Raw genomic sequence first — 24,366 nt, forward strand, 5'->3', positions numbered from 1 at the left:
TACCGTGGCGGTATGGCTGATGGTGCGCCGCTCCGCCCCGGACCAGACTCCACCACCGACCTCGTCCTCCACGAGGGCGGCGGCTCACGCGCCCGGGTGGTGCCGCTCGTCCTGATCGGGGCGGCGAAGTCGCTGCTGGTGCCGGTGGCGCTCGGCGCCATCACCGTGGCGGTCGCCGTCGTCCAGCTGGGGACCGGCACCGACGCGGCCACGGTCGGGCAGGTCGTCCTCAGGATCGCCGCCGTCGAGGCCGCACTGGCCGCACCACTGCTCGTCTGGATGGAGCTCAGCACGGTCCGCCGGCTGCGGTTCGCCCCCGCCCAGGCCCCCGGCCGGTTCCGGCTGGTCCGTGCCGCTCGCCCCGGCCGGTGGAAGCCGATCACCCAACTGTGCGGAGTCCGGCTGGAACACCGCATCACCGAGCCGTACCCGGGGGACCGGCAGCCGGCCGCCGAGCAGCTCACCGTCCGGTTCGACCTCGCCGGCGACGAACTGAAGTGGACCCCGCCCGCCCGCACCTCCCCCCGGCGGCTGTATGAGGCCCTCACCGCGCTGCTCGGCCCCGCCGGGGTGCGGGTCGAGCTCTTCACCGAGCGCACCGTCCGGCCCCGCCCGACGCGCGGGCCGGGCTGGAACGGCGGGGGCTCGGCCTCCGCCAACTCCGGCGGCTTCTCGGGCGGGGGCTGACCTCCGCGCCGCAGGGCGCCCCGGCGTCGCGGCGGGTTCGTCGAGGACGGGCCCTGCCGGCGGGCGTTGGTGCGCTTGGTCGGCTCGGCGGCGAGCGGAGCGAGAAGGGGGCCCTAGCCGGAGGCCGGGGGAGGGTCCTCCGGCCACGGGTGCCGCGGGTAGCGGCCGCGCAGGTCGGCGCGGACGGCCCGGTAGCCGTCGCGCCAGAACGAGGCGAGGTCGCCGGTGACGGCGGCCGGGCGCCCGGCGGGGGAGAGCAGGTGGACGGTGAGCGGCACCCGCCCGCCGGCCAGCGCCGGGGCCGCGGCCCAGCCGAACAGCTCCTGCAACTTCACCGCCAGCACCGGGTGTTCGCCGCTGTAGTCGACCCGGATCCGGGAGCCGGACGGCACCGTGATCCGCTCCGGCGCCAGCTCGTCCAGCCGCCCGGCCTCGCCGGTGGCCCAGGGGAGCAGGCGCCCGAGGGCGGCGGTGGTGTCGATGCGGGCGAGGTCGGAGCGGCGGCGGGCGCGGGAGAGTTCGGGTTCCAGCCATTCCGCGGCGCGTTCGAGGAGCGCGGCGTCGCTGACGTCGGGCCAGGGGTCGCCGATCGCGGCATGCAGGAAGGCCAGGCGTTCGCGCAGGCCGGGGGAGGGCCAGGCGAGCAGGGTGCTCACGCCCTCGCGGGCGAGGCCCTCCAGCAGTGCGGCGCGCACCAGCGCCGGCTCGGGCCGGTCCAGCTTCGCCGAGGCCAGCTCGACGGCGCCCAGCGACTCCACCCGCCGGGCGGTCACCTCGCCGTGCCGGGTGGACCAGTGGACCTCCTCCCGGGAGGCCAGCAGCGGCGCACCGGCCAGGCGGGCGGTGGACACGTCCAGCGCGGCCGCGTGCAGCACCCGCGCGGAGGGCGAGCCCGCGGGGCGGTCGGCGACGGCGACGGCCAGCCACGGGAGGGCGCCCAGCGCGGTGCCGGGGGCCAGCTCGGCGGCCGTCCCGGAGGCCATCAGGTACGGGCTGCGCTCGCCGGGCCCGGGCCGTTCCACCCGGGCCCGGGCGATCCGCTCGGGGAAGGCCAGTGCCACGACGAGGCCGACGGCCGCGGTGTCCGGCAGGGCGGTGGCGGGGGTGTCGTCGGCGCCGCGCAGCAGCCGGCGGACCTCCTCGCGCCAGCGGCGCGCATAGGGGTCGCGGGAGTCCCGGACGGTGCGCCGGACCGCGCCCAGGTCGTCCCCGAGGGCGCGCGGGGGCTCCTCGGACAGCAGTGCGACCACCTCGGCGGCCCGGCGCGCGCCGACCGCCGGCGCGCCGTCGACCAAGGCGCGGGCGAGGCGCGGGTGCAGTCCGGTGCGGGCGAGGCGGATGCCGCGCGGGGTGGCCCGGCCGTCCTCCTCCACCGCGCCGAGTGCCCGCAGGGTCTGCCGGGCGGCGGCCATCGCGCCGGCCGGGGGCCGGTCGGGCAGGGCGAGGCCGGTGGCGTCCGGGTCGCCCCAGCAGGCGGCCTGGAGGGCGAACGGGGTGAGGTCGGCGAGCGCGATCTCGGGGGTGGGGTAGCGGGCGGCGAGGGTGTCCTCGGCCTCCGCCCAGCAGCGGTAGACGGTGCCGGGGGCCTCGCGGCCGGCGCGGCCGGCGCGCTGGCGGGCGGCGGCGAGCGAGGCGCGGACGGTGACCAGGCCGGCCAGGCCGCGGGCGTGGTCGGTGCGCGGCTCGCGGGCCAGGCCGGCGTCGACCACGACCCGCACGCCCGGCACGGTGAGCGAGGACTCGGCGACGGCGGTGGCCAGCACCACCCGCCGCCCCTCGCCCGAGGCCAGCGCCGCGTCCTGCACCGCCTGCGGTGCGCGGCCGTGCAGCTGGAGCACGTCGGCCGGTGCCCCGGCGAGCAGTCCGGCGACGCGGGCGATCTCGCCGACGCCGGGCAGGAAGCAGAGGACGTCCCCGTCGCGTTCGCCGAGGGCCCGCCGGACGGTGGCGGCGACGTGGTCGAGCAGCGCCGGGTCGACCCGGGTGCCGTGCGCGGGGCGGACGCCGCGCGGCGGCGGCGCCCAGACCGTCTCGACCGGGTGGGCGACCCCGTGCGCCTGAACCACCTCGGCGCCGCCGAGCAGGTCGGCCCAGGCGGCGGTGTCGGAGGTGGCGGAGGCGCAGACGATGCCCAGCTCGGGCCGGAGCGCGGCCCGGACGTCGAGCAGGAAGGCGAGCGCGGTGTCCGCGTCGAGGTGCCGCTCGTGGCACTCGTCCAGCACGACGAGGTCGACGCCGGGCAGCTCCTGGTCGCGCTGGAGGCGCTGGAGCAGCACGCCGGTGGTGACCACCTCGACCACGGTCCGCGGCCCGGTCCTGCGCTCGCCGCGCACGGTGTAGCCGACCTGGTCGCCGACGGCGGAGCCGAGCAGCCAGGCCATCCGCCGGGCCGCGGCCCGGACGGCGAGCCGGCGCGGTTCGGCGACGAGCACCCGGCGGGCGGGGCGGCCGTCCCCGAGGAGGCCGGCCAGGGCGAGCGGCACCAGCGTGGTCTTGCCGGTGCCGGGCGGCGCGGCCAGCACCGCCACGCCGTGAACGTCGAGCGCGCGGTGCAGGGCGGGCAGGGCAGTACGGACGGGCAGCTCGCGCCAGGCAGGGTTCACCCGCACAGTCTCCCCGACGGCCGGGCACCCGGACGGCCCGCGGTCCCTGCCGCCCGGTGCTGCGGGGCGGCCGGGGCGGCCGGGGCGCCCGCCAGGCCTCAGTCCCGCTCGGCGACGAAGATCGCGGTCCCGGGGATCAGCCGCCCGCGCAGCGGCGACCAGCCGCCCCACTCCTGTTCGTGTCCCTCCGGCCACTCCGGCTCCACCAGGTCCACCAGCCGGAACCCGGCGCCGACCAGCTCGCGCACCCGGTCCCCGACGGTGCGGTGGTGCTCCACGTAGGTGGCGTGTCCGTGCTCGTCCTGCTCGACGTACGGGGTGCGGTCGAAGTAGGAGGCCACGGCGGTCAGCCCCTCGACGCCGGGCTCGTCGGGGAAGGCCCAGCGGATGGGGTGGGTCACCGAGAACACCCAGCGCCCGCCGGGCCGCAGCACCCGGTGCACCTCGCGCATCAGCGCGTCGGTGTCGGCGCTGAACGGCACCGCGCCGTAGGCGGAGCAGGCGAGGTCGAAGGAGCCGTCGGCGAAGGGGAGCACGGCGGCGTCGGCCTGGACGACCGCCACCGGCGGGGTGTCGCGGGCGAGGTCGATCCGGAGGGAGTGCTGGAGCTGGCGGAAGGAGATGTCCAGCGCGACGGGCCGGGCGCCCTGGCGGGCGAGCCAGCGCGAGCACTGGGCGGCGCCGGCACCGATCTCCAGCACGGTCCGGCCCTCGACCTCGCCGAGCAGCCGGGCGTCGGCCTCGTCCAGGCCCTCGGGGCACCAGGTGAACCGGTCGTCACCGAGGAACTCGCCGTGCTCGTCCTGGTATTCGTCCGCGTTGCGGTCCCACCAGTGCCGGCTGGCCCGGCTGCTCTCACCGGCCTGGGCGTCGCGCCTTACCGCGTCGTCGCCGTCGTCGTCAAGATCATGGACGTCGGACTGGGGGGTGGTGGCCACGGTGATAATGCCCATCGCGTAGGGTGTGGTCTGCGGAAGCGCCGCTGCCGCGAACCGGGCCCCGCAAGGGTCCGGGTCCTGGCGGTGGCATCCGGGGAAAGGCTTCCTGCGGCCGCCACCGTGAGGTGCGCAATCGGAGGATATGGCCTGATCCATACCGGCCTCCACCGTCTTGACGCTCTTGGCGTTGACCGTGCCTGGCCGTCCCCGTATGCTACAAGTTGCGCTGCGGGCCTGCGCGCCTCGGACGGAGCAGGTCGCGCTCGCATCTGTCGAAGACCCCACGGTCGCAAGACGGACGCCGATTTCTCGCTTCCCGCGGGAACTCTGGTGGGCCGTGTTCTTGGCTGTCCGGCTTTCGGTGGGAGCGATACGGGCCCTCCGCGTGGCATTACCTACGACTTCATGTCCGTACCGGAGCCCTTTTCCTAATGACGAGCCCCACCGACTCCTCCACCAGCACCACCCCGCAGGTCGCGGTCAACGACATCGGCGACGCTGAGGCCTTCCTCGCCGCCATCGACGAGACCATCAAGTACTTCAACGATGGCGACATCGTCGAGGGCGTCATCGTGAAGGTCGACCGTGACGAGGTGCTCCTCGACATCGGTTACAAGACCGAGGGCGTCATCCCGTCCCGTGAGCTCTCGATCAAGCACGACGTTGACCCGCACGAGGTCGTCTCCGTCGGTGACAACATCGAGGCCCTGGTTCTCCAGAAGGAGGACAAGGAGGGTCGTCTCATCCTGTCCAAGAAGCGCGCTCAGTACGAGCGTGCCTGGGGCACGATCGAGAAGATCAAGGAAGAGGACGGCATCGTCACCGGTACCGTCATCGAGGTCGTCAAGGGTGGTCTCATCCTCGACATCGGCCTCCGTGGCTTCCTGCCGGCCTCGCTCGTCGAGATGCGTCGTGTCCGCGACCTCCAGCCCTACGTGGGCAAGGAGCTCGAGGCCAAGATCATCGAGCTGGACAAGAACCGCAACAACGTGGTCCTGTCCCGCCGTGCCTGGCTGGAGCAGACCCAGAGCGAGGTCCGCCAGACCTTCCTCACCACCCTGCAGAAGGGTCAGGTGCGCTCCGGCGTCGTTTCCTCGATCGTCAACTTCGGTGCGTTCGTGGACCTCGGCGGCGTCGACGGTCTGGTTCACGTCTCCGAGCTGTCCTGGAAGCACATCGACCACCCGTCCGAGGTTGTCGAGGTCGGCCAGGAGGTCACCGTCGAGGTTCTCGACGTTGACATGGACCGCGAGCGCGTCTCCCTGTCGCTGAAGGCGACCCAGGAGGACCCGTGGCAGCAGTTCGCCCGTACCCACCAGATCGGCCAGGTCGTTCCGGGTAAGGTCACCAAGCTGGTTCCGTTCGGTGCGTTCGTCCGCGTGGACGAGGGCATCGAGGGTCTGGTCCACATCTCCGAGCTGGCCGAGCGCCACGTCGAGATCCCGGAGCAGGTCGTCCAGGTCGGCGACGACATCTTCGTCAAGGTCATCGACATCGACCTCGAGCGTCGTCGCATCAGCCTCTCGCTGAAGCAGGCCAACGAGGCCCTCGGTGCCAACCCGGCCGAGGTCGAGTTCGACCCGACCCTGTACGGCATGGCCGCTTCGTACGACGACCAGGGCAACTACATCTACCCGGAGGGCTTCGACCCCGAGGCGAACGACTGGCTGCCCGGCTTCGAGAAGCAGCGTGAGGAGTGGGAGCGCCAGTACGCCGAGGCGCAGTCGCGCTTCGAGCTGCACCAGGCCCAGGTCATCAAGAGCCGTGAGGCCGACGCCGAGGCCGCTGCCGAGGGTGGCGACGCCGTCGCCGCCGCCGCCGGTGGCTCGTACTCCTCCAGCAGCGACGAGGGCTCCGGCGCTCTCGCTTCGGACGAGGCCCTGGCCGCCCTGCGCGAGAAGCTGGCCGGTGGCCAGAGCTGAGGCTCTGACCCCGCTGGTGCTCGGCGCATAGCGCCATAGCGTCACCGATGAACCCCACCCGGTATTCCGGGTGGGGTTCATTGTTTTTCCTCTTCACTTATTTGTTCCTTATGTGCACGATTTTTGTGATTAGGGGCTCATCGGATGCCTATGGGCGATTCGGGACCTAGGACCTACCTTGGGATGAGTTGCCCCATGGGCGGCTCCCCCCGGCCCCGCACGCTAGGCACCCCCCCCACATGCGCCGTAGCACCGCAGTGACCTCCCCCGCCCGTTCGTCCGCCGACCCCAAGGTCGACGGACGCCTTGCCGCCCTCGGCCGGTTCTGCTTCCGGCACCGGCGCTGGGTGCTCGGCTTCTGGGCGGTCGTCCTGGTCATAGGCGTGCTGATCGGCGGCCGGGTCTTCGCGGGTTCGGTGGCCGGCGCCTCCTCGGCCAGCTCCGAGGCCGACCGGGGCAGCGCGGTGGTCACCGCGGCCGACCCGGCCCGCGGCACCGTGACCGCCGTGGTGGACGGAAAGCCGGTGGACGACCAGGCCGTGCGGGCGGCCGTCACCCGGGCCACCGCCGAGATCGCCGCCCTGCCCGGTGTCTCCTCGGCCACCGACGCCTACGGCTCCGGCCCGGCCGGCGCCGCACTGCGCTCCGCCGACGGCAACGCGAGCCTGGTCTCCGTACGGATGGCCGACACCAGCACCGACGCCCAGACCGCCGCCGTCACCCAGCGCCTCGCGGACATCGAGGCCGACGGTGCCCAGGTCAAGGTCGGCGGGGACATCGTGCTCCAGGACGAGGTCAAGAAACAGACCGAGAAGGACACCCGGTTCGGCGAGATCGTCACCCTCCCGCTGACCCTGATCGTCATGGTGCTGGTCTTCGGCGGCCTCGCCGCCGCCAGCCTGCCGGTGATCGGCGCCGTCGCCTCGGTGGGCGGTGCGCTGCTGGCCATGTTCGGCTTCAGCAAGATCATGGACATCGACACCAGCGTGCTGCCGATCGCCACCGTGCTGGGGCTCGGGCTCTCGATCGACTATGCGCTGCTGATGGTCAACCGCTTCCGGGAGGAGCGCGGCCACGGCGCGGGCATCGCCGCCGCCGTCGAGCGGACCGCCGCCACCGCCGGCCGGACCGTCGCCTTCTCCGGGCTGACCGTCGCCGTCGCCCTCTCCGGCCTCTTCGTCTTCACCAGCCCCGTGCTCGGCGCGGTCGCCGCCGCCGGCGTGAGCGTGGTGGTGATCGCGGTCGCGGCCGCGCTCACCCTCGTCCCGGCGCTGCTCGGCTTCGCCGGCAGCCGGATCAAGGCGCCCACCGCACCCGTGCCCGACGAGGGCTTCTTCAGCCGGACCGTCCGCCGGGTGCGCAAGCGTGCGGTGCCGGTAGCGCTCGCCTGTGTCGCCCTGCTGATGGCCGCCGGGGCGCCGTTCCTCCATGCCGACATGCGCAGCTCGGGCGCCGCCGTCCTGCCCGCCTCCTCGGCCGGCCGCCAGGTCGCCGACACGATCGACCAGCGTTTCCCGCTGGCCTCGCCGGCCCCGATCACCGTGGTGGTCGAGGGCGGCGCCCCGGTCGCCCAGGCCTATGCCGACGACGTGGTGGCCAAGCTGCCCGGCGTCAGCGGGGTCCGGGCGGTCACCCCGGTGAGCGACAAGGTCTCCACCATCGACGTCCTGGTGCACGGCGACCCGCAGGGCGGGCAGGCCAAGAAGGTGGTCGAGGAGCTGCGCGCCGACCGCGGCGGGCTCACCACCCACGTCACCGGCGGTGCGGCCTCGATCGTCGACTTCCGGCACGAACTGCTCACCCGGGGGCCGATCGCGCTCGGCCTGGTGGCGCTCGGCACGCTGGTGCTGCTCTTCCTGATGACCGGCTCGGTGGTGATGCCGGTCAAGGCCCTGCTGATGAACCTGCTCTCGCTGGGCGCCTCGCTCGGCGCGCTCACCCTGGTCTTCCAGGACGGCTACTTCAGCGGACTGCTCGGCTTCACCCCCACCGGCGGGCTGGAGACCTTCATCCCGGTGCTGGTCTTCGCCTTCGCGTTCGGGCTGTCGATGGACTACGAGGTCTTCCTGCTCGCCCGGATCAAGGAACTCCGGGACAAGGGCCACAGCTCTGCGAGGTCCGTGGAGCTGGGGGTGCAGCGCAGCGGGAAGATCATCACCTCGGCGGCACTGCTGATGGTGATCGTCTTCGCCGGTTTCGCCCTGGGCGACATGCTCATGGTGAAGCAGATGGGTATCGCGCTCGCCGTCGCCGTGGCCGTGGACGCGACGCTGGTCCGCTGCCTGCTCGTCCCCGCCGCGATGAGCCTCTTCGGTGAGTTCAACTGGTGGGCGCCGGCCCCGCTGCGCCGCCTGCACCGGCGGTTCGGGCTGAGCGAGCACGTCGATCTGCCGGACATCGAGCCGGCGGTGATCCCCGGCCCGCGCCCGGTGGCCAAGGAGCTCGTGGGCACGACGCCGTAGCGGGTCAGCGGGCGGGATCGGCGGCCGGCTGCCGCAGGAGGGCGAGGCGGCTGGCGGTGCGGTCGAGGTCGCGTTGCAGGGTGGAGCCGGCGGGGAGGCCGGCCATCGGGTCGGCGCCGATCAGGACCAGCCGCAGGTCGCGGTCGCAGCAGACGTCCACCAGGTTGGCGAAGCGCTGGCGGGCGTCGGGGGAGGCCTCGGTGAGCGGCGGGACGCCGTCGAGGACGAGGGTGGGGAAGCGGTCGGCCAGCGCGAGGTAGTCGGGCACGGCGGTGCGGCCCTCGCACAGCTCGGCGAAGCCGAACCAGACCAGGTCGTCGCGGACCGCCCGGGCCGGCAGCTCGTGGTGGTGCACGGCCACCGGGGCGGCCTCCTCCGCCCGGGGCGGGGTGAGCCCGGCCGCGGCCTCGTCGCCGGGGTGCAGGAGGGCGCCGAGCGAGAAGCCCTGGGTGCCCTCCGGCCGGGGCCGGCGCCGGAAGTCGACCGGCCCGGAGACGTCGATGACGTCCATCCGCTCCTCGATCAGCTGGATCGTCGGCTCGAAGAGGTGGTGGTACAGCGGGTCGGGCATCAGGCCGGCGGGCGGGTAGTTGGACGTGGTGACGAGGGTGATCCGCCGGTCCAGCAGGGTGCGGAAGAGCCGGGCGACCAGCATCGCGTCGCCCGCGTCATGGGCGTGGAACTCGTCGAAGACGAGGATGCGGCAGTCGCCGAGCAGCTCGTCCACGGCCCGGTCCACCGCGGCTCCGTCCCCGTGCGGGCCGTCGGTGTGACGGCTGCCGGTGTGGCGGCCCTCGGGGTGCGGGCCTGCGGTGTGGTGGGCGACGCCCTCGTGCAGCCGGCGGAAGAAGTCGTGGAAGTGCAGCCGCCGTTTGCGCGGGGTCGGCAGGCCGTCGAGGAAGGTGTCCACCAGCCAGCTCTTGCCGCGGCCGACCGGGCCCCAGAGGTAGAGGTGGCGCGGCGGGCGCCGCAGCCGCCAGGCCGGGTGGGCCAGCTCGTCGGCGAGCCGGCTGAGCCGCTCGACCGGCGGTTCCTGGGCGGGGTCGAGGGTGAACCCGCGCTGCTCGGCGGCGCGCAGGAAGTGCGCGCGCATCGACTCGTACTGTTTCCCCGCCCTGTTCGTCACGGCTCCGGACCCTAGCAGGGCGTCAGAACGTTCATGATCACGGGGAGTTGCCCGTGCGGGCAGGAGCTTTTGTCCGGGTGCTCAGTGCAGGCGCTGCAGCAGCCCGACGGCCGCGCGCAGGGTCTCCCGCTCCTGCGGGGTGAGGCGGGCCTCGATGGCGGTGGCGATCCGGGCCTCGCGGCGGGCGCGCTGCTCATGAAGGGCGGCGCGGCCGGCCTCGGTGGGGGTGACGAGGAGCTTGCGGCCGTCGGTGGCGTGCGGCTGCTGGGTGACCAGCCCGGCCTCGACCAGCAGGGCGACGGTGCGGGCCATCGACTGGTGCCGGACGCGCTGCTGGGTGGCCAGCTCGCTGACGGTGCAGGAGCGGCCGTCGCGGATCAGCAGGCCGAGGACGCCGGCCTGGTTCTGCGGCAGGGAGTCGCCCGGGCGCAGGGCCCGGACCAGCTCGCCGATGGCGGAGCGGAGGTCGGCGGCGAGTTCGAGGGTTTCCGGGTGCGGGGTCTGCGAGGGGTACGGGGTCTGCGAGGGGTGCGGGGTCTGCGAGGGGTGCGGGTTCTGGGGTGAGGGCGGGGTCTGGGGTGAGGGCGGGGTCTTCGGTGCGTCGCTGGTCATGGGAGAAGTTTAGCGGCTAGGTGTGCAGCAAAACTGTGCAGTCTTGCTGTATGTTCTGGAGTATGCGAATCACGAAGTTCGGACATGCCTGCGTACGCCTGGAGCACGACGGCACCACCGTCGTCGTCGACCCGGGAGTGTTCACCGACCCCGCCGCCCTCGCCGGCGCGGACGCGGTGCTGATCACCCACGAGCATTTCGACCACTTCGAGGAGGCCCGGCTGCGCGCCGCCCTGGAGGCCGACCCGGCGCTGCGGGTCTGGACCAACAGCGCGGTCGCCGGCCAACTGGACGGCGTGGCGCAGCGGGTGACGGTGGTCGGCGAGGGCGACGCCTTCGAGGTCGGCGGGATCGGCGTCTCCGTGCACGGCGAGTGGCACGCGGTGATCCACCCGGACATCCCGCTGGTGAAGAACATCGGCTTCCTCTTCGACGACCGGCTCTTCCACCCCGGCGACGCGCTCACCCTGCCGCCCCACCCGGTGGAGACGCTGCTGCTGCCGATCGCCGCGCCGTGGACCAAGGTCTCCGAGCTGATCGACTACGTCCGGGAGGCGGGCCCGCGGCAGGCGGTGCCGGTCCACGACGCGGTGCTCAGCCCGGCCGGCCTGGTCGTGCACACCCGCCTCGTCGGCCCCGGCGGCCCGGGCACGGGTGCGGAGCTTCGGGCGCTCGGCGACGGCGAGAGCCTCGACCTGGGCTGACCGGCGGGCCCGGGTCGACCGTCGGGGATCCGGGCTGACCGGCGGGCCCGGGCGCCGGTAGCCTGACGCCATGCTGAAGATCGGACTGACGGGCGGCATCGGTGCGGGCAAGAGCGAGGTGTCGCGGCTGTTCGCCGCCCATGGCGCGGTGCTCGTGGACTCGGATGTGATCGCCCGCGAGGTGGTCGCCCCCGGGACGGACGGGCTGAAGGCCGTGGTGGCCGAGTTCGGCCCTCAGGTGCTCCAGGCCGACGGATCGCTGGACCGCCCCGCGCTCGGCGCGATCGTCTTCGCCGACCCGGAGCGGCTGAAGGCGCTGAACGCCATCGTCCACCCCCTCGTCCGGGCCCGCTCCGCCGAGCTGGAGGCGGCGGCCGCCCCGGACGCGGTGGTGGTGCACGACGTCCCGCTGCTGGCCGAGAACGGGCTCGCCCCGCTCTTCGACCTGGTCGTGGTGGTCGATGCGGAGGACGACATCCGGATCGACCGGCTGGTCCGGCTGCGCGGCATGGCCGAGGAGGAGGCCCGGGCCCGGATGGCCGCGCAGGCCACCCGGGCCGACCGGCTGGCCGTCGCGGACCTCGTGATCGACAACAGCGGCCCGCTGGAGGCGCTGGCCCCCCGGGTCGCCGAGGTCTGGGGCGAGCTGAAGCGCCGCCAGGGCTGACCGGTTCTGGCCTGTGCAGGGGCGATCCGGAAGAGGATCATGGTCGGGTGACCGATCATCCTGCCTCCGCAGCGCCCACCGTGGTGCGCCTTGCCGACTACACCAAGGCCGACATCGAAGAGATCTTCGGCGTCGGCGACGACCACTTCGGCGTCGCGTACACCGGTCTGAGCTGGTTGCCCAAGGACATCCACTTCGGCATCCGTGAGGCGGACGGCCGCCTGGTCGCCCACGCCGGCCTCCTGCGGGTGCCGCTCACGGTGGGCGGCGTCGACCTGGATGCGATGGGCGTCGGCGGGGTGTCCGTCGCCGCCGACGTCCGGGGTCGCGGCCTGGCGCGCGCGGTGGTCGGCGCGGCCCTGGACCACGCGCGGACGCTCGGCCCGCGGTACGCGCTGCTGTTCTGCCGGCCGCAGGTGTCCGGGCTCTACCGGAAACTCGGATTCCGGGAATTGGCGGGGGACGTGCACGTGGAGCAGCCCGGGGGGCGGGTCGTGGTCATGCCGGTGCGGACCATGTGGACGCCGTTGCACCAGGGCGCCGAGTGGCCCGAAGGGCCGGTGCGGCTGCGCTCGCTGCCGATGTGAGCTCCCTGCGGCCGGTCAAAGGTTGCGGTTCCGTCGCGATAGCCGTACGGAAGGTGTGCGAGTCGGCTCCGCTGACAATGTGTAGGTGACAACTACCGTGTCAGGGGGGCGCTTTGAGCGAGTCGGACCTCGCCTCGGCCATTGTCGGGCTCATGGCGGATGCGGCTTCGGGAGTCGTGGGGAGTGCGGGCAGGGCGGTGGGAGAGGCTGTGGGGGAGATCGTCCGCCGCCGCCTCTCGACGGTGCCGGACGGCCGGTCCGCCGTGGAGGCCTTCGAGGCCGGCCCGCAGGAGCCGACCGCGCAGGCGGAGTTGTGCAGGGTGCTCGTGCAGGTGATGGGCGACGAGCCGCCGTTCGTCGTCCAGCTCACGGCTCTCGTCCCGGCCGCGGCCCCACCGGTCCCACCGGTTCCTCCGCAGCCTCCGCGGATCGGCCGCGACGGCATCATCATCGACGGCAGGTCCCGCAACACGGGGAACCTGGCGCTGGGCGATCAACTGATCCAGAACATCCGCCGAGGCGATCTCAGGACGGTGGTGGCCCTGGTCGCAGTCCTGGCGCTGGTGGTCGCCGCGGGTTACGGCGGGACGCGGATCTTTGCGGACGGCTCGCCCGACGCATCCCGAGGCGGGTCCGTCGGCGAATCCGTCCAGCCCGGTGCTGTCGGCGCCGGTTCTCCGGGCGGGGTGCCGAGCGGTTCTCCGCCGTCCTCGGCGGCCGGCACCTCGCCGTCACCCCTTCGGTCCGTCCCAGCTCCTGTCCGGGCCGACCCGCCGGTCAGGTTCAGGTCTTCCGGCCTCGGTGGCGTCCGGAAGGGAGCGGTGGTGCTGGACGGCCTCGACGTGGTCACCGTGGCCGGTGGTCGGACGCTTCGGTCGACCGACGCCCGCGACGGCCGGGTGCTGGCCGAGATGACCTCCGCAGGGAGCATTTCCGCCCCGTCGCAGGACGACGAGAAGGTGGAGGGCGTGGTGCCGGGGCGCCCGGGGGTGGGAACAGCCGGCGGCAGACGGCTCGCGGTGGCCGCCTTCCAACTGTCCGTCACCGGACAGGGGACGGTGTCGGACCACTACGCGGTCGAGGTGGACATCCTGGACCTCGGGACGGGGAAGGAGGCCGGCCGCGTGCGGCTCGACGACGGGACGATCTCCGCGGGCGCGCCTGCCGTGGTGGGCGTCGCCGACGGCCGGGCCGTCGTCGTCGTTCCTGCCCTGTCCGGCCTCCCGAGCACCTACGCGGTCGACCTGGCCTCCGGCGCGGTCGCCTGGAAGCTGGCGAACTTCCAGCCACGGCTGGTTCAGGGCGGCACCCTCGTAGGCGTCTCCGCCGTCGGCAGCTACTGGGATCCGGGCTTCATGGGGAGCCCGAACGAGGTGCGGGCGGTCGCGGCGGCGGACGGGGCCGTGCTCTGGAAGGCCATGACCGAGGCCGAAGGCATCGGCCTGACAGAGTTCGCAGCGGACAAGGTCCTTGCCTACGAGGGCCATCCCGACGGCAGCCGCACGCACACCCTGCTGTCCACGGCCACCGGTCAGAGTGTCCCGATGCAGATGCTGGCCGCCAAGGGAGCGGCCATCGACACCTGCTGGTTCGACGGCGCGGCCACGACGGTCTGCCAGGTGCCGGACTACCAGGGAGGACAGCTGATCGCCGTCGATTCCGGCGGAGGCAATGTCCTGTGGCAGCTGGGGTTCAAGGCCGAGCCGGGAGCACGGCTGGCCCCCACGGTGACCGGCGCCTGGCACGGCGCGGTCTACGGTTTCACGCAGAAGCGTGATCCGGTGGTGCTGGACGCCCGGACCGGTCAGGACCGGGAGATCGCCCCGGGAGCGGCTCCCTGCCTGGTGAACGAGTATGCCGCCCTCACGGGCGACGGCGGCGTCTATCTGTCGGCCGGGTGAGCCGGACCGGATGACCCCGGCCGGTCAGTTCTGGGCCGTGGCCCTGTGCCCGACCACCGACGCGTGCTCGGCCGCTGCCGCATGTTCGGCCGCCGCCGCGTGCTCGACCGCGGCCGAGGCGAGGGCGCGCAGGATGGGGTGGGCCTGGGTGCCGTCGCCGGCGAGCTCCGGCTGGAACAGCGTGGCGAGGAAGAACGGGTGGCCGGGGAGTTCGAGGACCCGCAGGTCGCCGTCGTCGTCCACGCCGCTGAACCGCAGCCCGTGCACGCGCAGGCGGTCCAGGTACGCGGAGTTGAGGCCGTACGCGCAGTGGTAGCGCTCCAGCGTGCGGGTCGTCCCGAGGACGCGTTCGGCGAGCGAGCCGGGGGCGATCTCCACGGCACCCTCGTGCCCGACCAGTGAGCAGCTGAGCGGCGCGATCACCAGGTCGTCCTCCTCGGGGTGGCTCTCGCCGTGCGCCGCGCCGCCGATCCCGCAGACGGTGCGCGCGTACTCCAGGACGGCGTGCTGGAAGCCGGCGCAGGTGCCGAGGAACGGGATGCCGCGTTCGCGGGCCGTCCGGACGGCGGCCACCGCGCCCGCCTCGCTGCGGTATGGGCTGCCGGGGAGCAGCCAGATCGCGTCGAAGTCGTCGAGGGCGGTGGCCGTCCCGGCGTCCTCGGTCGGGATCCAGTAGGCGTCCAGCACGAGCTGGTCGCGGGTGGCGAGCGCGTCGAGCAGCCCGGGGATGCGGGTGTGCGAGCGGACGGCGGGGGAGCGGTCGCCGACCAGGGCGATGCGGGGAGTTCGGTAGGTCATGCGGCTATCCTGACCGCGCGTTGGACATCAGCGCCAACGATGATTTCTGACCCGTCGATCAGAGGATCTGATAACCGTGGATCCGCACCAGCTGCGCACCTTCGTCACCGTGGCCCGGCTGGGCTCCTTCTCCGAGGCGGCCCGCGAGCTCGGCTACACCCAGTCCGCCGTCTCCCAGCAGATCGCGGCCCTGGAGGCGGACCTCGGCGCCGGCCTGCTGGTCCGCCGCCCGGTCGGCCCGACGGAGGCCGGCGTGCGGCTGCTGGAGCACGCCGCTCCGCTGCTGCTGCGGCTCGACGCGGCGCGCGCCGACGTCAGGCGCCTGGCCGGCGCTCCGAGCGCCCGCCTGCTGCTCGGCGCCACCCCGCTGGCGGTCGGCGCAGTCCTGGGGCGCGCGCTCGCCGAGGTGCGCCGGGCGTACCCGAGGGTGGACCTCACCGTCAGCGTGGTGGCCCAGGAGGCCCTGCCGGCCCTGGTCGCCACCGGCGAGGTGGACCTCGCCCTGGTCGACGGCCTCGCCGCCCCGAGCGACCCGCTGCCGCTGCCGGATGTCGGCCCGCTCACCACCGTCGCCGTCGACGAGCAGCCGCTCGCCGTCGCCCTGCCCGCCGGCCACCCGCTGGCCGGCCACCGGGGCGTCGCCCTGGCCGACCTCTCCGCCGCCCGCTGGCTGGACGCCCCCGGCATCGCCCCCACCGCGGCCCGGCTGCGTGCCGCCACCGCTGTCGACGGCTTCCGGCCGGCCGTCCGCTACCTGGGCACCGACGTGCGCGGGCTGCTTGCCCTGGTCGCCGCCGGGCACGGGCTGGCCGTGCTGCCGGGCGCGGCGCTCGACGGTGCGGCGGGCGTCGCCGCGGTGCCCGTGCGGGAGCCGCGGCTGGTCCACCGGACGGAGCTGGTGCACGGCAGCCTGTCCGAGGGGCCGGCGGCGCTGCTGGCGCGGCTGCTGGACGGCTGACGGGCCCGGTGTCCTATCCGACGATCTCGGCACCCTCGCAGCACGGCCCGTCGAGCTGGTAGCAGAGGTAGCGCAGGCACCCGAGGCAGATCTCGATGTTCTCCATCCGCCAGGTGTCGCCGTGGCAGGCGCAGACGGCGCGTTGGCGCAGCGTCATGTCCCAGCCGGAGCGGCCGCCGAGGAAGTCGTAGGCCTGCCTCAGGAAGGCCGTTGTCGGCTCGCCGAGCTGCTCGCCGCGGCGTACGGTGTCCAACTGCCAACAGCGGAGGGCGAAGAAGGCCCTGCCGTCCACCAGCCCGGCGGGGCTGCGGCCGTTTTCGTCCCAGGCCCGGGCCGCCGCGGCGACCCGCTCGGGGAACGGGACGGTGCGGTCGAGGAGGAGGGAATTCCCTCCGGGTGTGGCGGAGTTCGATATCTGGCCGGTCGTCATGGCGGCCCCCTTTCGGAGCTCACGGTAGGTCATCGCCCGTCGCAGGCGTCAACGCGGGTTTGCCGGCCTGCCCTCGGCCCTGCCTCCCCCGTACCGGCGTCCCCTGTCCTGCCGCCCCTGGGACGGTTGCGCGGCGCCGCGGGCTTTCCGCCCGGGGCGCCGCGGCATGTTCGCGGACCTTCGCTCAGACGGCGGTGGCCGGGCCGGCCGTGGCCTTCCCGGCGGCGACCAGGGCACGGAGCGAGGTGCGCTGGGCGTAGGCCATCAGGGAGACGGTCAGGGTGGCCATCACGACCGCGAAGGCGGCGTGGCCGAGGGTCGAGGTGACGCCGAAGCCGATCGCACCGAGGGCCAGGTGGCTGCCGAGGCGCAGGCCGAGCAGGGCGATGGCGATGTTGCGGGTGCTCTTGCCGCGCCAGAGCAGCGCGGCGAGCTTCAGCCGCGAGCGCAGCATGGTGAGGGAGACCGTGATGTTGACGGCGATCAGTGCGACCAGGGCAGGCCAGGCGGCGGGGAAGGCGTGCAGCAGGTCGAAGGCGCCTGCGATGACACCTTCGAAGCCGAAGTACCAGGTGGGGAGCCTGAGGTCCGCGACGGTCGGGACGGGCTCGACGGTGGTGTCGCTGGTGGTGGTGGCGGTGCTCATGGTGTTCCCCCGGTGCTGGTCGCTGCCCGGCCTGCGCCGGTGATCACACTATGGCGGGTCGGCGGCAGCCGCCGAAAGGATCTGACCTCACGTCTGTCGTATGACGGATGTCACGGCGCCGCAGGTCCCGGCCTGCGGGGGGGGGGGGGGGCGTGCGGCCGGTCGGGCCTACGCGCGGGGGTGCCGGAACAGCGCGCTGAGCAGCACCGGGATGCCGAACAGCGGCGAGCCGGCCGGCTGCGGCACCATCGGGCGGATCTCGACCTCGGTGAACTCCGAGAAGAGGTGCCGCAGTTCGTCCGGCGTGTAGGCGAGCCCGCCCTCCAGCCGGCCGTTGCGGTAGAGCTCCTCGTCGGGCAGTTCGGAGCCCATCGCCCCGGCGGCGAAGGCGTTGACGACGAGGTGGCCGCCGGGCGCGAGGACGCGGTCGAGAAGCGCGAGGTAGCTGATCCGGCGGTGCGGCGGGAGGTGGTGGAGGCAGCCCGAGTCGTACACCAGGTCGTACTGCCGGTGGGGGAGTTCGACGTCGAAGATGTTCCCGCAGTGGAAGCGGACGTCGACCCCGGCCTCGGCGGCCCGCTCCTCGGCCCAGGCGACCGCGGTGGGCGAGAGGTCGACGGCGTCCACCTCGAAGCCGAGCGAGGCGAGGTGGATGGCGTTGCGCCCCGGCCCGGCCCCGAGGTCCAGGACGCGGCCGGGCGCGGTGAGCAGGCCGCGGTCCAGGTAGGAGACGAGGTTCTCGTCGGGCTTGGGCGCGAAGAACGGCCGCCCGGCGGACCGGTCCGCGTAGAACTCGTCCCACCAGCCGGCGGCCTCGTCCGTCCACCGGTCGGCCTCCGGGAGGAAGAGCCGGTCCAGCAGGCGCAGAACGTCTTCGGTGGTGCGGATGTCGCGGTGCATGCACAGCCCCCTCTGCGGGCGGACGCCGTTGTGTCCACTGCTGTGAATTCTAGTGATCCGGGGGCAGGAAATCCCTGGTCGGAGGCAGTGTGCGGCCTGTCCGTAGGGTGCCGTCGGGGCCTTGACGGGCGGCGCCGATCCCGACCCCTCAGGGCCGCCCTGTGTGCGGTTGCGGACCCTCGCGGAGGGCCCTGCAGGGGCCTTCGCGGGGCGTGGCAGCGTCCGGGTTTCCGGGGGCTCGGATAACGCTTTCGCCACGGATGGGGTCAGCCCGCCGAGTCGGCCAACACGCGGGCGGCAGCACGGACACCGTCCTCCCACGCGCGGTACTCGGCCGGCCGGTACTCGGCGAGATGCTCGACCAAGTACTCCTCGCCCACGGCGTCGAGGAACGCGCGCTCGGGCGCCGTCCGGACGTCGGCCCAGAACTCCCCGCACCAGACCCGCCCGGCGACCGCGCCCGCAGAGAGCTCGCCGGCCCGGAGCCGCGCCGCGAGGTGGTGGAGCAGGCAGCGCTCGGCGGTCGCGGCGTCGGGCATGGCGACGCCCAGTTCGCCCAGAGCCTGCCGGAGCAGCGTGGCGAGCTCCTCGATGTCGTCGCGCCGCCCGCGCCCGGCCGACTCCCGCAGTGCGGGGGAGTCGTACCCGGCCACGAGGAGCTCTGCGGCGGCCATCGGCAGCGCGTCGGCCTGCACGACGTTCGCGAGGTACTGCCACCCAGCTCGAACGGTTCTTCCATGCCTGGATTTCGTGGATTACGGGCGCGAGCCGTCCAGCCGGTTTCCCGTGGTCAGAGGCTGGTGGGGAGGTCGCCGGTGTGGATGGCGGTGATGAAGGCGCGCCAGGCGTCGGCGGTGAAGGTGAGGGCCGGGCCGTGGGGGTCCTTGCTGTCGCGTACCGGTACGGCGCCGGGGATGCCGTCGACGACCTCGATGCAGTCGCCTTGACCGTTGCTGTACGTGCTCTTGCGCCATTGGGCGCAATGGAGGTTCTGCTTCATTCGGTGCACTCCTCTGCAACCTTCCTCAACCATGAGATCGACTTCTCGGGTTCCAGGAAGGTGGCTCCGCCATGCCTGAAATCGCCGACTCGTCCCCCACCCCCGCCGCCCGAACCGCCTGCTGGCTGGTCCGCAGTCGGCGCTCGCCCGGCGAAGCCCGTCGATTGCTCGAAAAGTTGCTCGCCGACGTCCCCCAGGGCCAACGCTTCGCCGACGTGGGGCTGTTGCTGGTTTCCGAGTTGGTGACCAATGCCGTGGTGCACGGCACGCCCAGTGGCAACCGCATCCGCCTCGCGCTCTCCGTCGACGCCACCCGCCTGCGGATCGAGGTGCATGACGCCCGCGCGGAGCGGGAGCCCGTGCTCCGCTCCACCTCCAGCGACGACGAGAACGGGCGTGGCCTCATCCTCGTGAAGTCCCTCTCGCTGCGCTGGGGTTGCTGCCCGCGCGTGGGGATCGGCAAGATCGTCTGGGCTGAGATCGGCCCGGACGCCACCGCCGGGGGGCGTGCCGCGTGAGGGATGACCGCCTCGTCACGGCCGGGGTCACCGGCGGCATCATGCCGCCGACGACCTTCCCGCTGCTCACCAGTGCCCTGGACTCCCTCTGGTTCGCGCTTCAGTTCCGCCCGCTGAGCAGACCGCAGTGGCTGTGGTTCGAGCGCTACCTCACCGGCCCGGCCGCCGAGCGCGTCGTCGCCGAACACCTCAACTGCACCGGGCCGTTGTCCCTCCCGGTCATCCTCCCCGAGGGCGTCCACCACCTGCGCGTCCACTGGACTGCCCTGGGGGATGGCCGGTGATCCACCGCCTTTGCCCGGCAACGGACGCGCTTCGTACGGGCTCGCCATCAGGACCTCGCCATGCACGGACTCGGCGAGGAACGGGACGGTGTGGGGGGTGAGGGTAACCGCCGTATCGACTCGGGTGTCAGCACGGTGGGCGGCTGCTGCGGCGGCCCGGCACGCTGGGGCAGGAAGGGCGCAGGCAGGCAACAGGAACAGGAGTGATCGGTGAAGGTACGTGCGGGGGCCGCAGCACTGTGGGTGGGGATTTGCGCGGTGGCGGTATCGGGGATCTCCCCGGCGGCTGGGGCGGAGCGGGCGTCGGCCTCGCCGCCCGCCGGCCTCAAGGAGGCCGTCGAGCAGACTGTCGCGGACGGATTCCCGGCTGCCGTGGCGTATGCCAGGAACGGAGCGCGGGAGTCACGGGTGGCGGCAGGGCTCGCGGACACGGCGACCGGCGAGCGAGCCCGGCCGGACCAGCGGTTCCGGATCGCCAGTAACACCAAGTCGTTCGTGTCGACGGTGCTTCTGCAGCTGGCGGGCGAAGGGCGGCTCTCGCTCGACGACAGCGTGGAGAAGTGGCTGCCCGGAGTGGTCCGGGGAAGCGGCAACGACGGCGGGGCCATCACCATCCGGCAGCTGCTCAACCACACCTCGGGCATCTACGACCCCACCAGCGAGCCGGAGTTCTTCGCCCCCTACCTGGAGCGCCACGACTGGGGCCACGTCTACACCCCTCGGGAGGTGATCGCCCGCGCCGTCCGGCACGAGCCGCTGTTCGCGCCCGGCGGCGGGTGGTCGTACTCCAACACCAACTACCTGCTCGCCGGGCTGGTGATCGAGGCGGTCACACATCGCAGCGCGTCCTCCGAGGTCCATCGGCGGATCCTCGCCCCGCTCGGTCTGAACGACACCTCCTTCCCGCTGACCGATCCGGCCGTTCACGGCCCTCATCTGCACGGGTACGACCTCAAGGGGCGCGATGTGACCCGGTTCAGCCCGTCGTACGACTGGACCGCCGGCGCCATGATCTCGACCGTCGACGACCTGGCCCGTTTCCACCGGGCCCTGTTCACCGGCAAGCTGCTGCGCCCAGCCCAGCAGCGCGAACTCCTGACCACGGTGCAGTTCCCAGACGAGCCGGCGTACGGACTCGGCGTGCAGCGCGAGGAGGTGACATGCGGCTCGGGGTCGGACGCCAGGCCGGTCAGTGTCTGGTCGACCGACGGCGGCGGGCCCGGCTTCACCAGCATGTCGCTCACCACCGCGGACGGTGAGCGACAGCTGGTCCTCGCCTTCAATGTCTTCGACCTCGGAGCGGACCTGAAGCACGAGCGGCCCTTCCCGGTCAGCACGGCACTGGTGAAGGCGCAGACGGCAGCCCTGTGTGACTGAGGCACTGCCACGGCCTCCACGATGGGCCGGGTACGCGGTCGCAGCCGGGTGTACGCGTAGTGACAAGGCGCCCCACCGCCCTGAGGTGGGGCGATGGGCTGATGGCCGCGCTTGATCGGAAAGAAACGACCTAGTAGGGCTTTGTTAGAAGCCGTTGTCGAACCGATAGTGACGGGTGCGTTTCCGCTGGTCAGGCATAGTGCGGGTGCCTCGGTGGCAGAGACGCGGTGTCGTGTCGTCTCTTCGGTGGAGGTGCCGGATGCCGTCGGTGATGGGGCTGCTGGAGGAGCGCGAGCGTGCCGCCCGGCAACGGGTGGAGGTCCTGCAGGCCGAGCTTCAGGAGGCGGAAGCCGCGTGGGAGCGGTTCGTGATTGCCCGTCAGACGGTGGCGGAAGTCCTGGCAGGGCCTCCTGTGGGCGAGGAGGCGCCGCCGGCCGGGGTGGCCGGTGAACGGCCTGCGCGGGTCGCCGGGGCGGCGCCTGGATCGGTGGTTCCCGCCTGGAGGGAAGGTCTCGATCCGGGTGCGCTGGCGCCGGACTACCAGCGGCTCGTGGAGGTCCTGGCGGGGAGCGGGGAGGAGATGGACTGTCGGCAGCTCGCGGCGGCCTTGGGTCTGGAGGTGGTCACGGCGAAGGTGGAGGGAGTGCGGTCGAAGGCGAAGCGACTGGCCGCGCGGGGCTGGCTGGCCGAGGAACACCCGGGGATGTTCAGCGTGCTCGCCGGGCGAGCCGGCGGCTCATGACCATGCTCATCGACCACCGGATCATCGCCTCGGAGGTGTCGGTGCGGGTCTCGTAGTCGCGGACCAGGCGGCGTGAGTGCATCAGCCATGCGAACGTTCGTTCCACCAGCCACCTTTTCGGCAGCACCACGAAGCCCGCGGCGTCGTCGGTGCGTCTGACCACTGTCAGCGCGATCCGCAGGACATCGCGGGCGAGGTCGACCAGGCGTCCGGTGTAGCCGCCGTCGGCCCACACCAGCGAGATGCGCCAGTGCCGCTCACGCAGCCGCTCCAGCAGCGTCCGGCCGGCCTCGCGGTCGGTGACGGATGCGGCGGTGACCATCACGGCCAGCAGCAGCCCGACGGTGTCCACCACGATGTGCCTCTTGCGGCCGTTCACCTTCTTCCCGCCGTCGAACCCCCGGCTGGCAGCCGGCACCGACGCGGCCCCTTTCACCGACTGCGCGTCGATGATCCCGGCGGTCGGCTCCGGATCACGGCCAGCCGCCTCGCGGACCCGGTCGCGCAGCCGGTCGTGGAACTCCGCGACCAGGCCCTTGTCCCGCCAGCGCCGGAAGAAGGCGTAGACGCGGTCCCATGCGGGGAAGTCCGCGGGCACCGCCCTCCAGGCGATGCCGCCCGCAACCAGGTAGCGCACCGCGTCGACCAGTTGCCGGTGGCAGTAGCCCTCCGGCTGCCCGCCCCTTCCCTCCAGCCAGGCGGGCACGGGCATCGCGTCGCGCACGACTGCCCACTCCGCGTCGGTCATGTCCGAGGGGTACCTCGGACGTCTGTGCGGCCGGTCCCCGGCATTCCCGAACCGGTGAGCGAGGCAATCACACGACAGGGGTGCGGAGTTGGACGGCAACGTCACGGAGACGGAAGACTGCGGCACCAGGGGCCTCCTGTTGCTCGGCTGGATTCGACACCCACGAGCTGTGCGGGAGGCCCCACTTTCATGCCCCGCCGACCAGAAGATCACCCGACCGAGTCGGCAGACTCGAACTCACGATCACCAAGATCGATAGAGCAACGGCTAGTTAGGTCCTTGATGCGGTTCGGATTCTGGGGCGGGTTGGCCGCATATCGAGCAGGCGCCGGTCCAGGTGCCAGGAGGGCTTGGAGTACGCGGAGGACCGCGTAGACGTTGTCGCTCCGACGGCCGCGTCCGATCGGCTGCTGCGACCGCCGACCGGCGCTCACCCGCCGCCGTTTCACGTCGCCCGCGTCCCGCCGGCGGCCACCCGTGCGCGTTCAGCCGTTCGCGTCCATCGGCCGACGTGCACGCCGTGGACGCCCACGGTTCAGTGCCACCCGTCAGCGTGCGCTCGCCGCGCCTGCCGGTGCTGCGCCCGCCGTGGCCGACGGGGCGAAGGCTGGCAGTTGCTCCAGACTCTCCGCGACCGCCGCGAAGCCATACTCGAGCATCTCGCGCTCGTACCGCTCGACGGCCGGCAGTAGCTCCGCCTCGCCGCGCTCGACCGCGCTGAGCGCGCGGCAGAGCAGTGCCGCGTCCCGGAACGCCGTGTTGGCTCCCATGCCGCCGCTCGGCGGCATGACGTGGATGGCGTCGCCGAGCAGGGTGACCCGGCGGGTGCCCCAGTGCGCCACCGGCTTCGCGCAACGGACCGTCAGCACGGAGCTGTTCACCACGTCCGACTGCCGTACCAGCTCCACCAGGTCGGGGTGCCAGTCGGCGATGCCGGTCAGCAGCAGGTCGCGGACCGCCGGCCAGTCGGCAGGCAGCGGCTTGATGTACTCGGGCAGGAATGCAGCCCAGCGCAGGTAGCTTCCGGTTTCCGGGAGTTCGACATCGGGGGCCAGTTCGGCGGCGGCGAGGTGCGGCGGGCGGCGGAACTCCATCTTGCCGAGCAGCATCCGCACCTCGGGGCCGTGGACCATGGTGCCGAAGCCCGGGACCAGGCCGGCGAACCTGTCGGTCAGCGGCGTGCGGCCGAGCAGGCCGTTGCCGTCCAGGGTGACCACCTCGGCGTCGGGCAGGAGTTGCCGGCGCACGGGGGAGTTACCGCCGTCCGCGCCCACCAGCAGGTCTCCGGTGACGCTGCTCCCGTCGGCGAACTCGGCCCGGACGGTACCGTCGGGCTCGGTGTAGCGGACCAGCCGCTTGCCGAACTCGATCCGGTCGGCGAGCCCGGCCAGCAGCAGATGCCGCAGGACGTGCCGGTCGGTGGCCATACCCCCGTGCAGCGCGCCGAGTTGGCGGATCTCGCGCAGCTGCTCGTCGACCATCCGCCGCTCACCCGAGAGCTCTCCGGTGCTGGCCTCCAGCACCGGGTGCAAGCGCTGCGGCAAACATTCGCGCAACGCGGCCAGTCCCGGACCGCCGATGCCGATCCGGAAGCCCTGATACCGGGCCCGCATGCTCGCCTCGCGCTCGTAGATCCGCACGTCGATCCCCGCCTGCCGAAGCCCCTGTGCCAGGCACAGACCGCCGATTCCGGCACCGATCACCAGAACACGCATGTCGCCCCCCAGACTTGAACACCGTTCACTTGGCCGCTGTT

General features: G+C 73.0%; 24 protein-coding genes. 12 read left to right on the forward strand and 12 right to left on the reverse strand.

Features of this window, described 5'->3' with window-relative positions:
* Nucleotides 1–12: 12 nt before the first annotated feature.
* Nucleotides 13–687 (forward strand): hypothetical protein, encoded by a 675-nt coding sequence (locus OG286_RS28905; RefSeq protein ID WP_396319303.1) that lies wholly within the window; start codon nt 13–15, stop codon nt 685–687.
* A gap of 113 nt (nt 688–800) precedes the next feature.
* Here the strand turns inward: OG286_RS28905 and hrpB are convergent, their stop codons facing one another.
* Nucleotides 801–3,290: an ATP-dependent helicase HrpB gene (gene hrpB, locus OG286_RS28910; RefSeq protein ID WP_396319302.1), complete on the reverse strand. Its 2,490-nt coding sequence runs from the start codon at nt 3,288–3,290 to the stop codon at nt 801–803.
* Nucleotides 3,291–3,388: 98 nt separating this feature from the next.
* Nucleotides 3,389–4,243 carry a class I SAM-dependent methyltransferase gene (locus OG286_RS28915; RefSeq protein ID WP_396319301.1) on the reverse strand — a complete coding sequence of 285 codons (855 nt, stop codon included), beginning with the start codon at nt 4,241–4,243 and terminating at the stop codon, nt 3,389–3,391.
* 416 nt (nt 4,244–4,659) lie between these two features.
* Here OG286_RS28915 and rpsA point away from each other — a divergent pair, with 416 nt between their 5' ends.
* Together rpsA and OG286_RS28925 are read left to right on the forward strand one after the other, a co-directional pair.
* The gene (gene rpsA / locus OG286_RS28920) at nt 4,660–6,150 is read left to right on the forward strand and encodes a 30S ribosomal protein S1 (protein WP_396319300.1); all 1,491 of its coding nucleotides are present in this window, start codon (nt 4,660–4,662) and stop codon (nt 6,148–6,150) included.
* Between the two features lie 239 nt (nt 6,151–6,389).
* Entirely contained in the window at nt 6,390–8,612 is a 2,223-nt protein-coding gene (locus OG286_RS28925) for an MMPL family transporter (protein WP_405359544.1), read from the forward strand.
* A 4-nt stretch (nt 8,613–8,616) separates the two neighbouring features.
* Here the strand turns inward: OG286_RS28925 and zapE are convergent, their stop codons facing one another.
* Together zapE and OG286_RS28935 are read right to left on the reverse strand one after the other, a co-directional pair.
* Entirely contained in the window at nt 8,617–9,738 is a 1,122-nt protein-coding gene (gene zapE / locus OG286_RS28930) for a cell division protein ZapE (RefSeq protein ID WP_405359542.1), read from the reverse strand.
* An 81-nt stretch (nt 9,739–9,819) separates the two neighbouring features.
* Nucleotides 9,820–10,350 carry a MarR family winged helix-turn-helix transcriptional regulator gene (locus OG286_RS28935; RefSeq protein WP_405365874.1) on the reverse strand — a complete coding sequence of 177 codons (531 nt, stop codon included), beginning with the start codon at nt 10,348–10,350 and terminating at the stop codon, nt 9,820–9,822.
* A 62-nt stretch (nt 10,351–10,412) separates the two neighbouring features.
* Here OG286_RS28935 and OG286_RS28940 point away from each other — a divergent pair, with 62 nt between their 5' ends.
* The 4 genes from OG286_RS28940 (at nt 10,413) to OG286_RS28955 (ending at nt 14,209) form a co-directional block, all read left to right on the forward strand.
* Entirely contained in the window at nt 10,413–11,054 is a 642-nt protein-coding gene (locus OG286_RS28940; protein ID WP_405365875.1) for an MBL fold metallo-hydrolase, read from the forward strand.
* Between the two features lie 70 nt (nt 11,055–11,124).
* The gene (coaE, locus tag OG286_RS28945) at nt 11,125–11,721 is read left to right on the forward strand and encodes a dephospho-CoA kinase (RefSeq protein WP_405359536.1); all 597 of its coding nucleotides are present in this window, start codon (nt 11,125–11,127) and stop codon (nt 11,719–11,721) included.
* A 47-nt stretch (nt 11,722–11,768) separates the two neighbouring features.
* Nucleotides 11,769–12,308, forward strand: a complete 540-nt coding sequence (locus tag OG286_RS28950; RefSeq protein WP_396319294.1) for a GNAT family N-acetyltransferase — start codon at nt 11,769–11,771, stop codon at nt 12,306–12,308.
* Nucleotides 12,309–12,517: 209 nt separating this feature from the next.
* Complete coding sequence (locus OG286_RS28955) at nt 12,518–14,209, forward strand: PQQ-binding-like beta-propeller repeat protein (protein ID WP_405365876.1); 1,692 nt, start codon at nt 12,518–12,520, stop codon at nt 14,207–14,209.
* 24 nt (nt 14,210–14,233) lie between these two features.
* Here the strand turns inward: OG286_RS28955 and OG286_RS28960 are convergent, their stop codons facing one another.
* Nucleotides 14,234–15,007: a glutamine amidotransferase-related protein gene (locus OG286_RS28960; protein WP_396319292.1), complete on the reverse strand. Its 774-nt coding sequence runs from the start codon at nt 15,005–15,007 to the stop codon at nt 14,234–14,236.
* A 76-nt stretch (nt 15,008–15,083) separates the two neighbouring features.
* On the opposite strand from OG286_RS28960, the gene OG286_RS28965 reads away from it, so the two are divergent.
* A complete protein-coding gene (locus tag OG286_RS28965) occupies nt 15,084–15,965 on the forward strand; it encodes a LysR family transcriptional regulator (RefSeq protein WP_396319291.1) in 882 nt (293 codons plus the stop codon).
* Nucleotides 15,966–15,978: 13 nt separating this feature from the next.
* Here OG286_RS28965 and OG286_RS28970 read toward each other — a convergent pair whose 3' ends face one another.
* The 5 genes from OG286_RS28970 to OG286_RS28990 form a co-directional block, all read right to left on the reverse strand.
* Nucleotides 15,979–16,395, reverse strand: coding sequence for a hypothetical protein (locus tag OG286_RS28970; protein WP_396319290.1), 417 nt, complete (start codon nt 16,393–16,395; stop codon nt 15,979–15,981).
* Nucleotides 16,396–16,579: 184 nt separating this feature from the next.
* Nucleotides 16,580–17,041 carry a hypothetical protein gene (locus OG286_RS28975; RefSeq protein ID WP_396319289.1) on the reverse strand — a complete coding sequence of 154 codons (462 nt, stop codon included), beginning with the start codon at nt 17,039–17,041 and terminating at the stop codon, nt 16,580–16,582.
* 168 nt (nt 17,042–17,209) lie between these two features.
* Nucleotides 17,210–17,941, reverse strand: a complete 732-nt coding sequence (locus OG286_RS28980; RefSeq protein WP_405365877.1) for a class I SAM-dependent methyltransferase — start codon at nt 17,939–17,941, stop codon at nt 17,210–17,212.
* A 266-nt stretch (nt 17,942–18,207) separates the two neighbouring features.
* Nucleotides 18,208–18,615 carry a hypothetical protein gene (locus tag OG286_RS28985; protein ID WP_405359532.1) on the reverse strand — a complete coding sequence of 136 codons (408 nt, stop codon included), beginning with the start codon at nt 18,613–18,615 and terminating at the stop codon, nt 18,208–18,210.
* Nucleotides 18,616–18,731: 116 nt separating this feature from the next.
* Nucleotides 18,732–18,941 carry a DUF397 domain-containing protein gene (locus tag OG286_RS28990; protein WP_405359530.1) on the reverse strand — a complete coding sequence of 70 codons (210 nt, stop codon included), beginning with the start codon at nt 18,939–18,941 and terminating at the stop codon, nt 18,732–18,734.
* A gap of 71 nt (nt 18,942–19,012) precedes the next feature.
* On the opposite strand from OG286_RS28990, the gene OG286_RS28995 reads away from it, so the two are divergent.
* The 4 genes from OG286_RS28995 (at nt 19,013) to OG286_RS29010 (ending at nt 21,862) form a co-directional block, all read left to right on the forward strand.
* Nucleotides 19,013–19,459, forward strand: coding sequence for an ATP-binding protein (locus OG286_RS28995; protein WP_405359528.1), 447 nt, complete (start codon nt 19,013–19,015; stop codon nt 19,457–19,459).
* Nucleotides 19,456–19,743 (forward strand): hypothetical protein, encoded by a 288-nt coding sequence (locus OG286_RS29000; protein WP_405359526.1) that lies wholly within the window; start codon nt 19,456–19,458, stop codon nt 19,741–19,743. Before OG286_RS28995 ends, OG286_RS29000 begins: the two co-directional genes overlap by 4 nt.
* Before the next feature lie 258 nt (nt 19,744–20,001).
* Entirely contained in the window at nt 20,002–21,120 is a 1,119-nt protein-coding gene (locus tag OG286_RS29005; RefSeq protein WP_405365878.1) for a serine hydrolase domain-containing protein, read from the forward strand.
* A gap of 259 nt (nt 21,121–21,379) precedes the next feature.
* Nucleotides 21,380–21,862 (forward strand): hypothetical protein, encoded by a 483-nt coding sequence (locus tag OG286_RS29010; RefSeq protein WP_405359522.1) that lies wholly within the window; start codon nt 21,380–21,382, stop codon nt 21,860–21,862.
* Here the strand turns inward: OG286_RS29010 and OG286_RS29015 are convergent.
* Together OG286_RS29015 and OG286_RS29020 are read right to left on the reverse strand one after the other, a co-directional pair.
* Nucleotides 21,828–22,610, reverse strand: coding sequence for an IS5 family transposase (locus OG286_RS29015; protein ID WP_396326183.1), 783 nt, complete (start codon nt 22,608–22,610; stop codon nt 21,828–21,830). The genes OG286_RS29010 and OG286_RS29015 overlap by 35 nt on opposite strands.
* A 548-nt stretch (nt 22,611–23,158) precedes the next feature.
* Nucleotides 23,159–24,325, reverse strand: coding sequence for an FAD-dependent oxidoreductase (locus tag OG286_RS29020; protein ID WP_405365879.1), 1,167 nt, complete (start codon nt 24,323–24,325; stop codon nt 23,159–23,161).
* Nucleotides 24,326–24,366: the final 41 nt, after the last annotated feature.

Source organism: Kitasatospora sp. NBC_00039 (assembly GCF_045160625.1).
Classification (GTDB): Bacteria; Actinomycetota; Actinomycetes; order Streptomycetales; family Streptomycetaceae; genus Kitasatospora.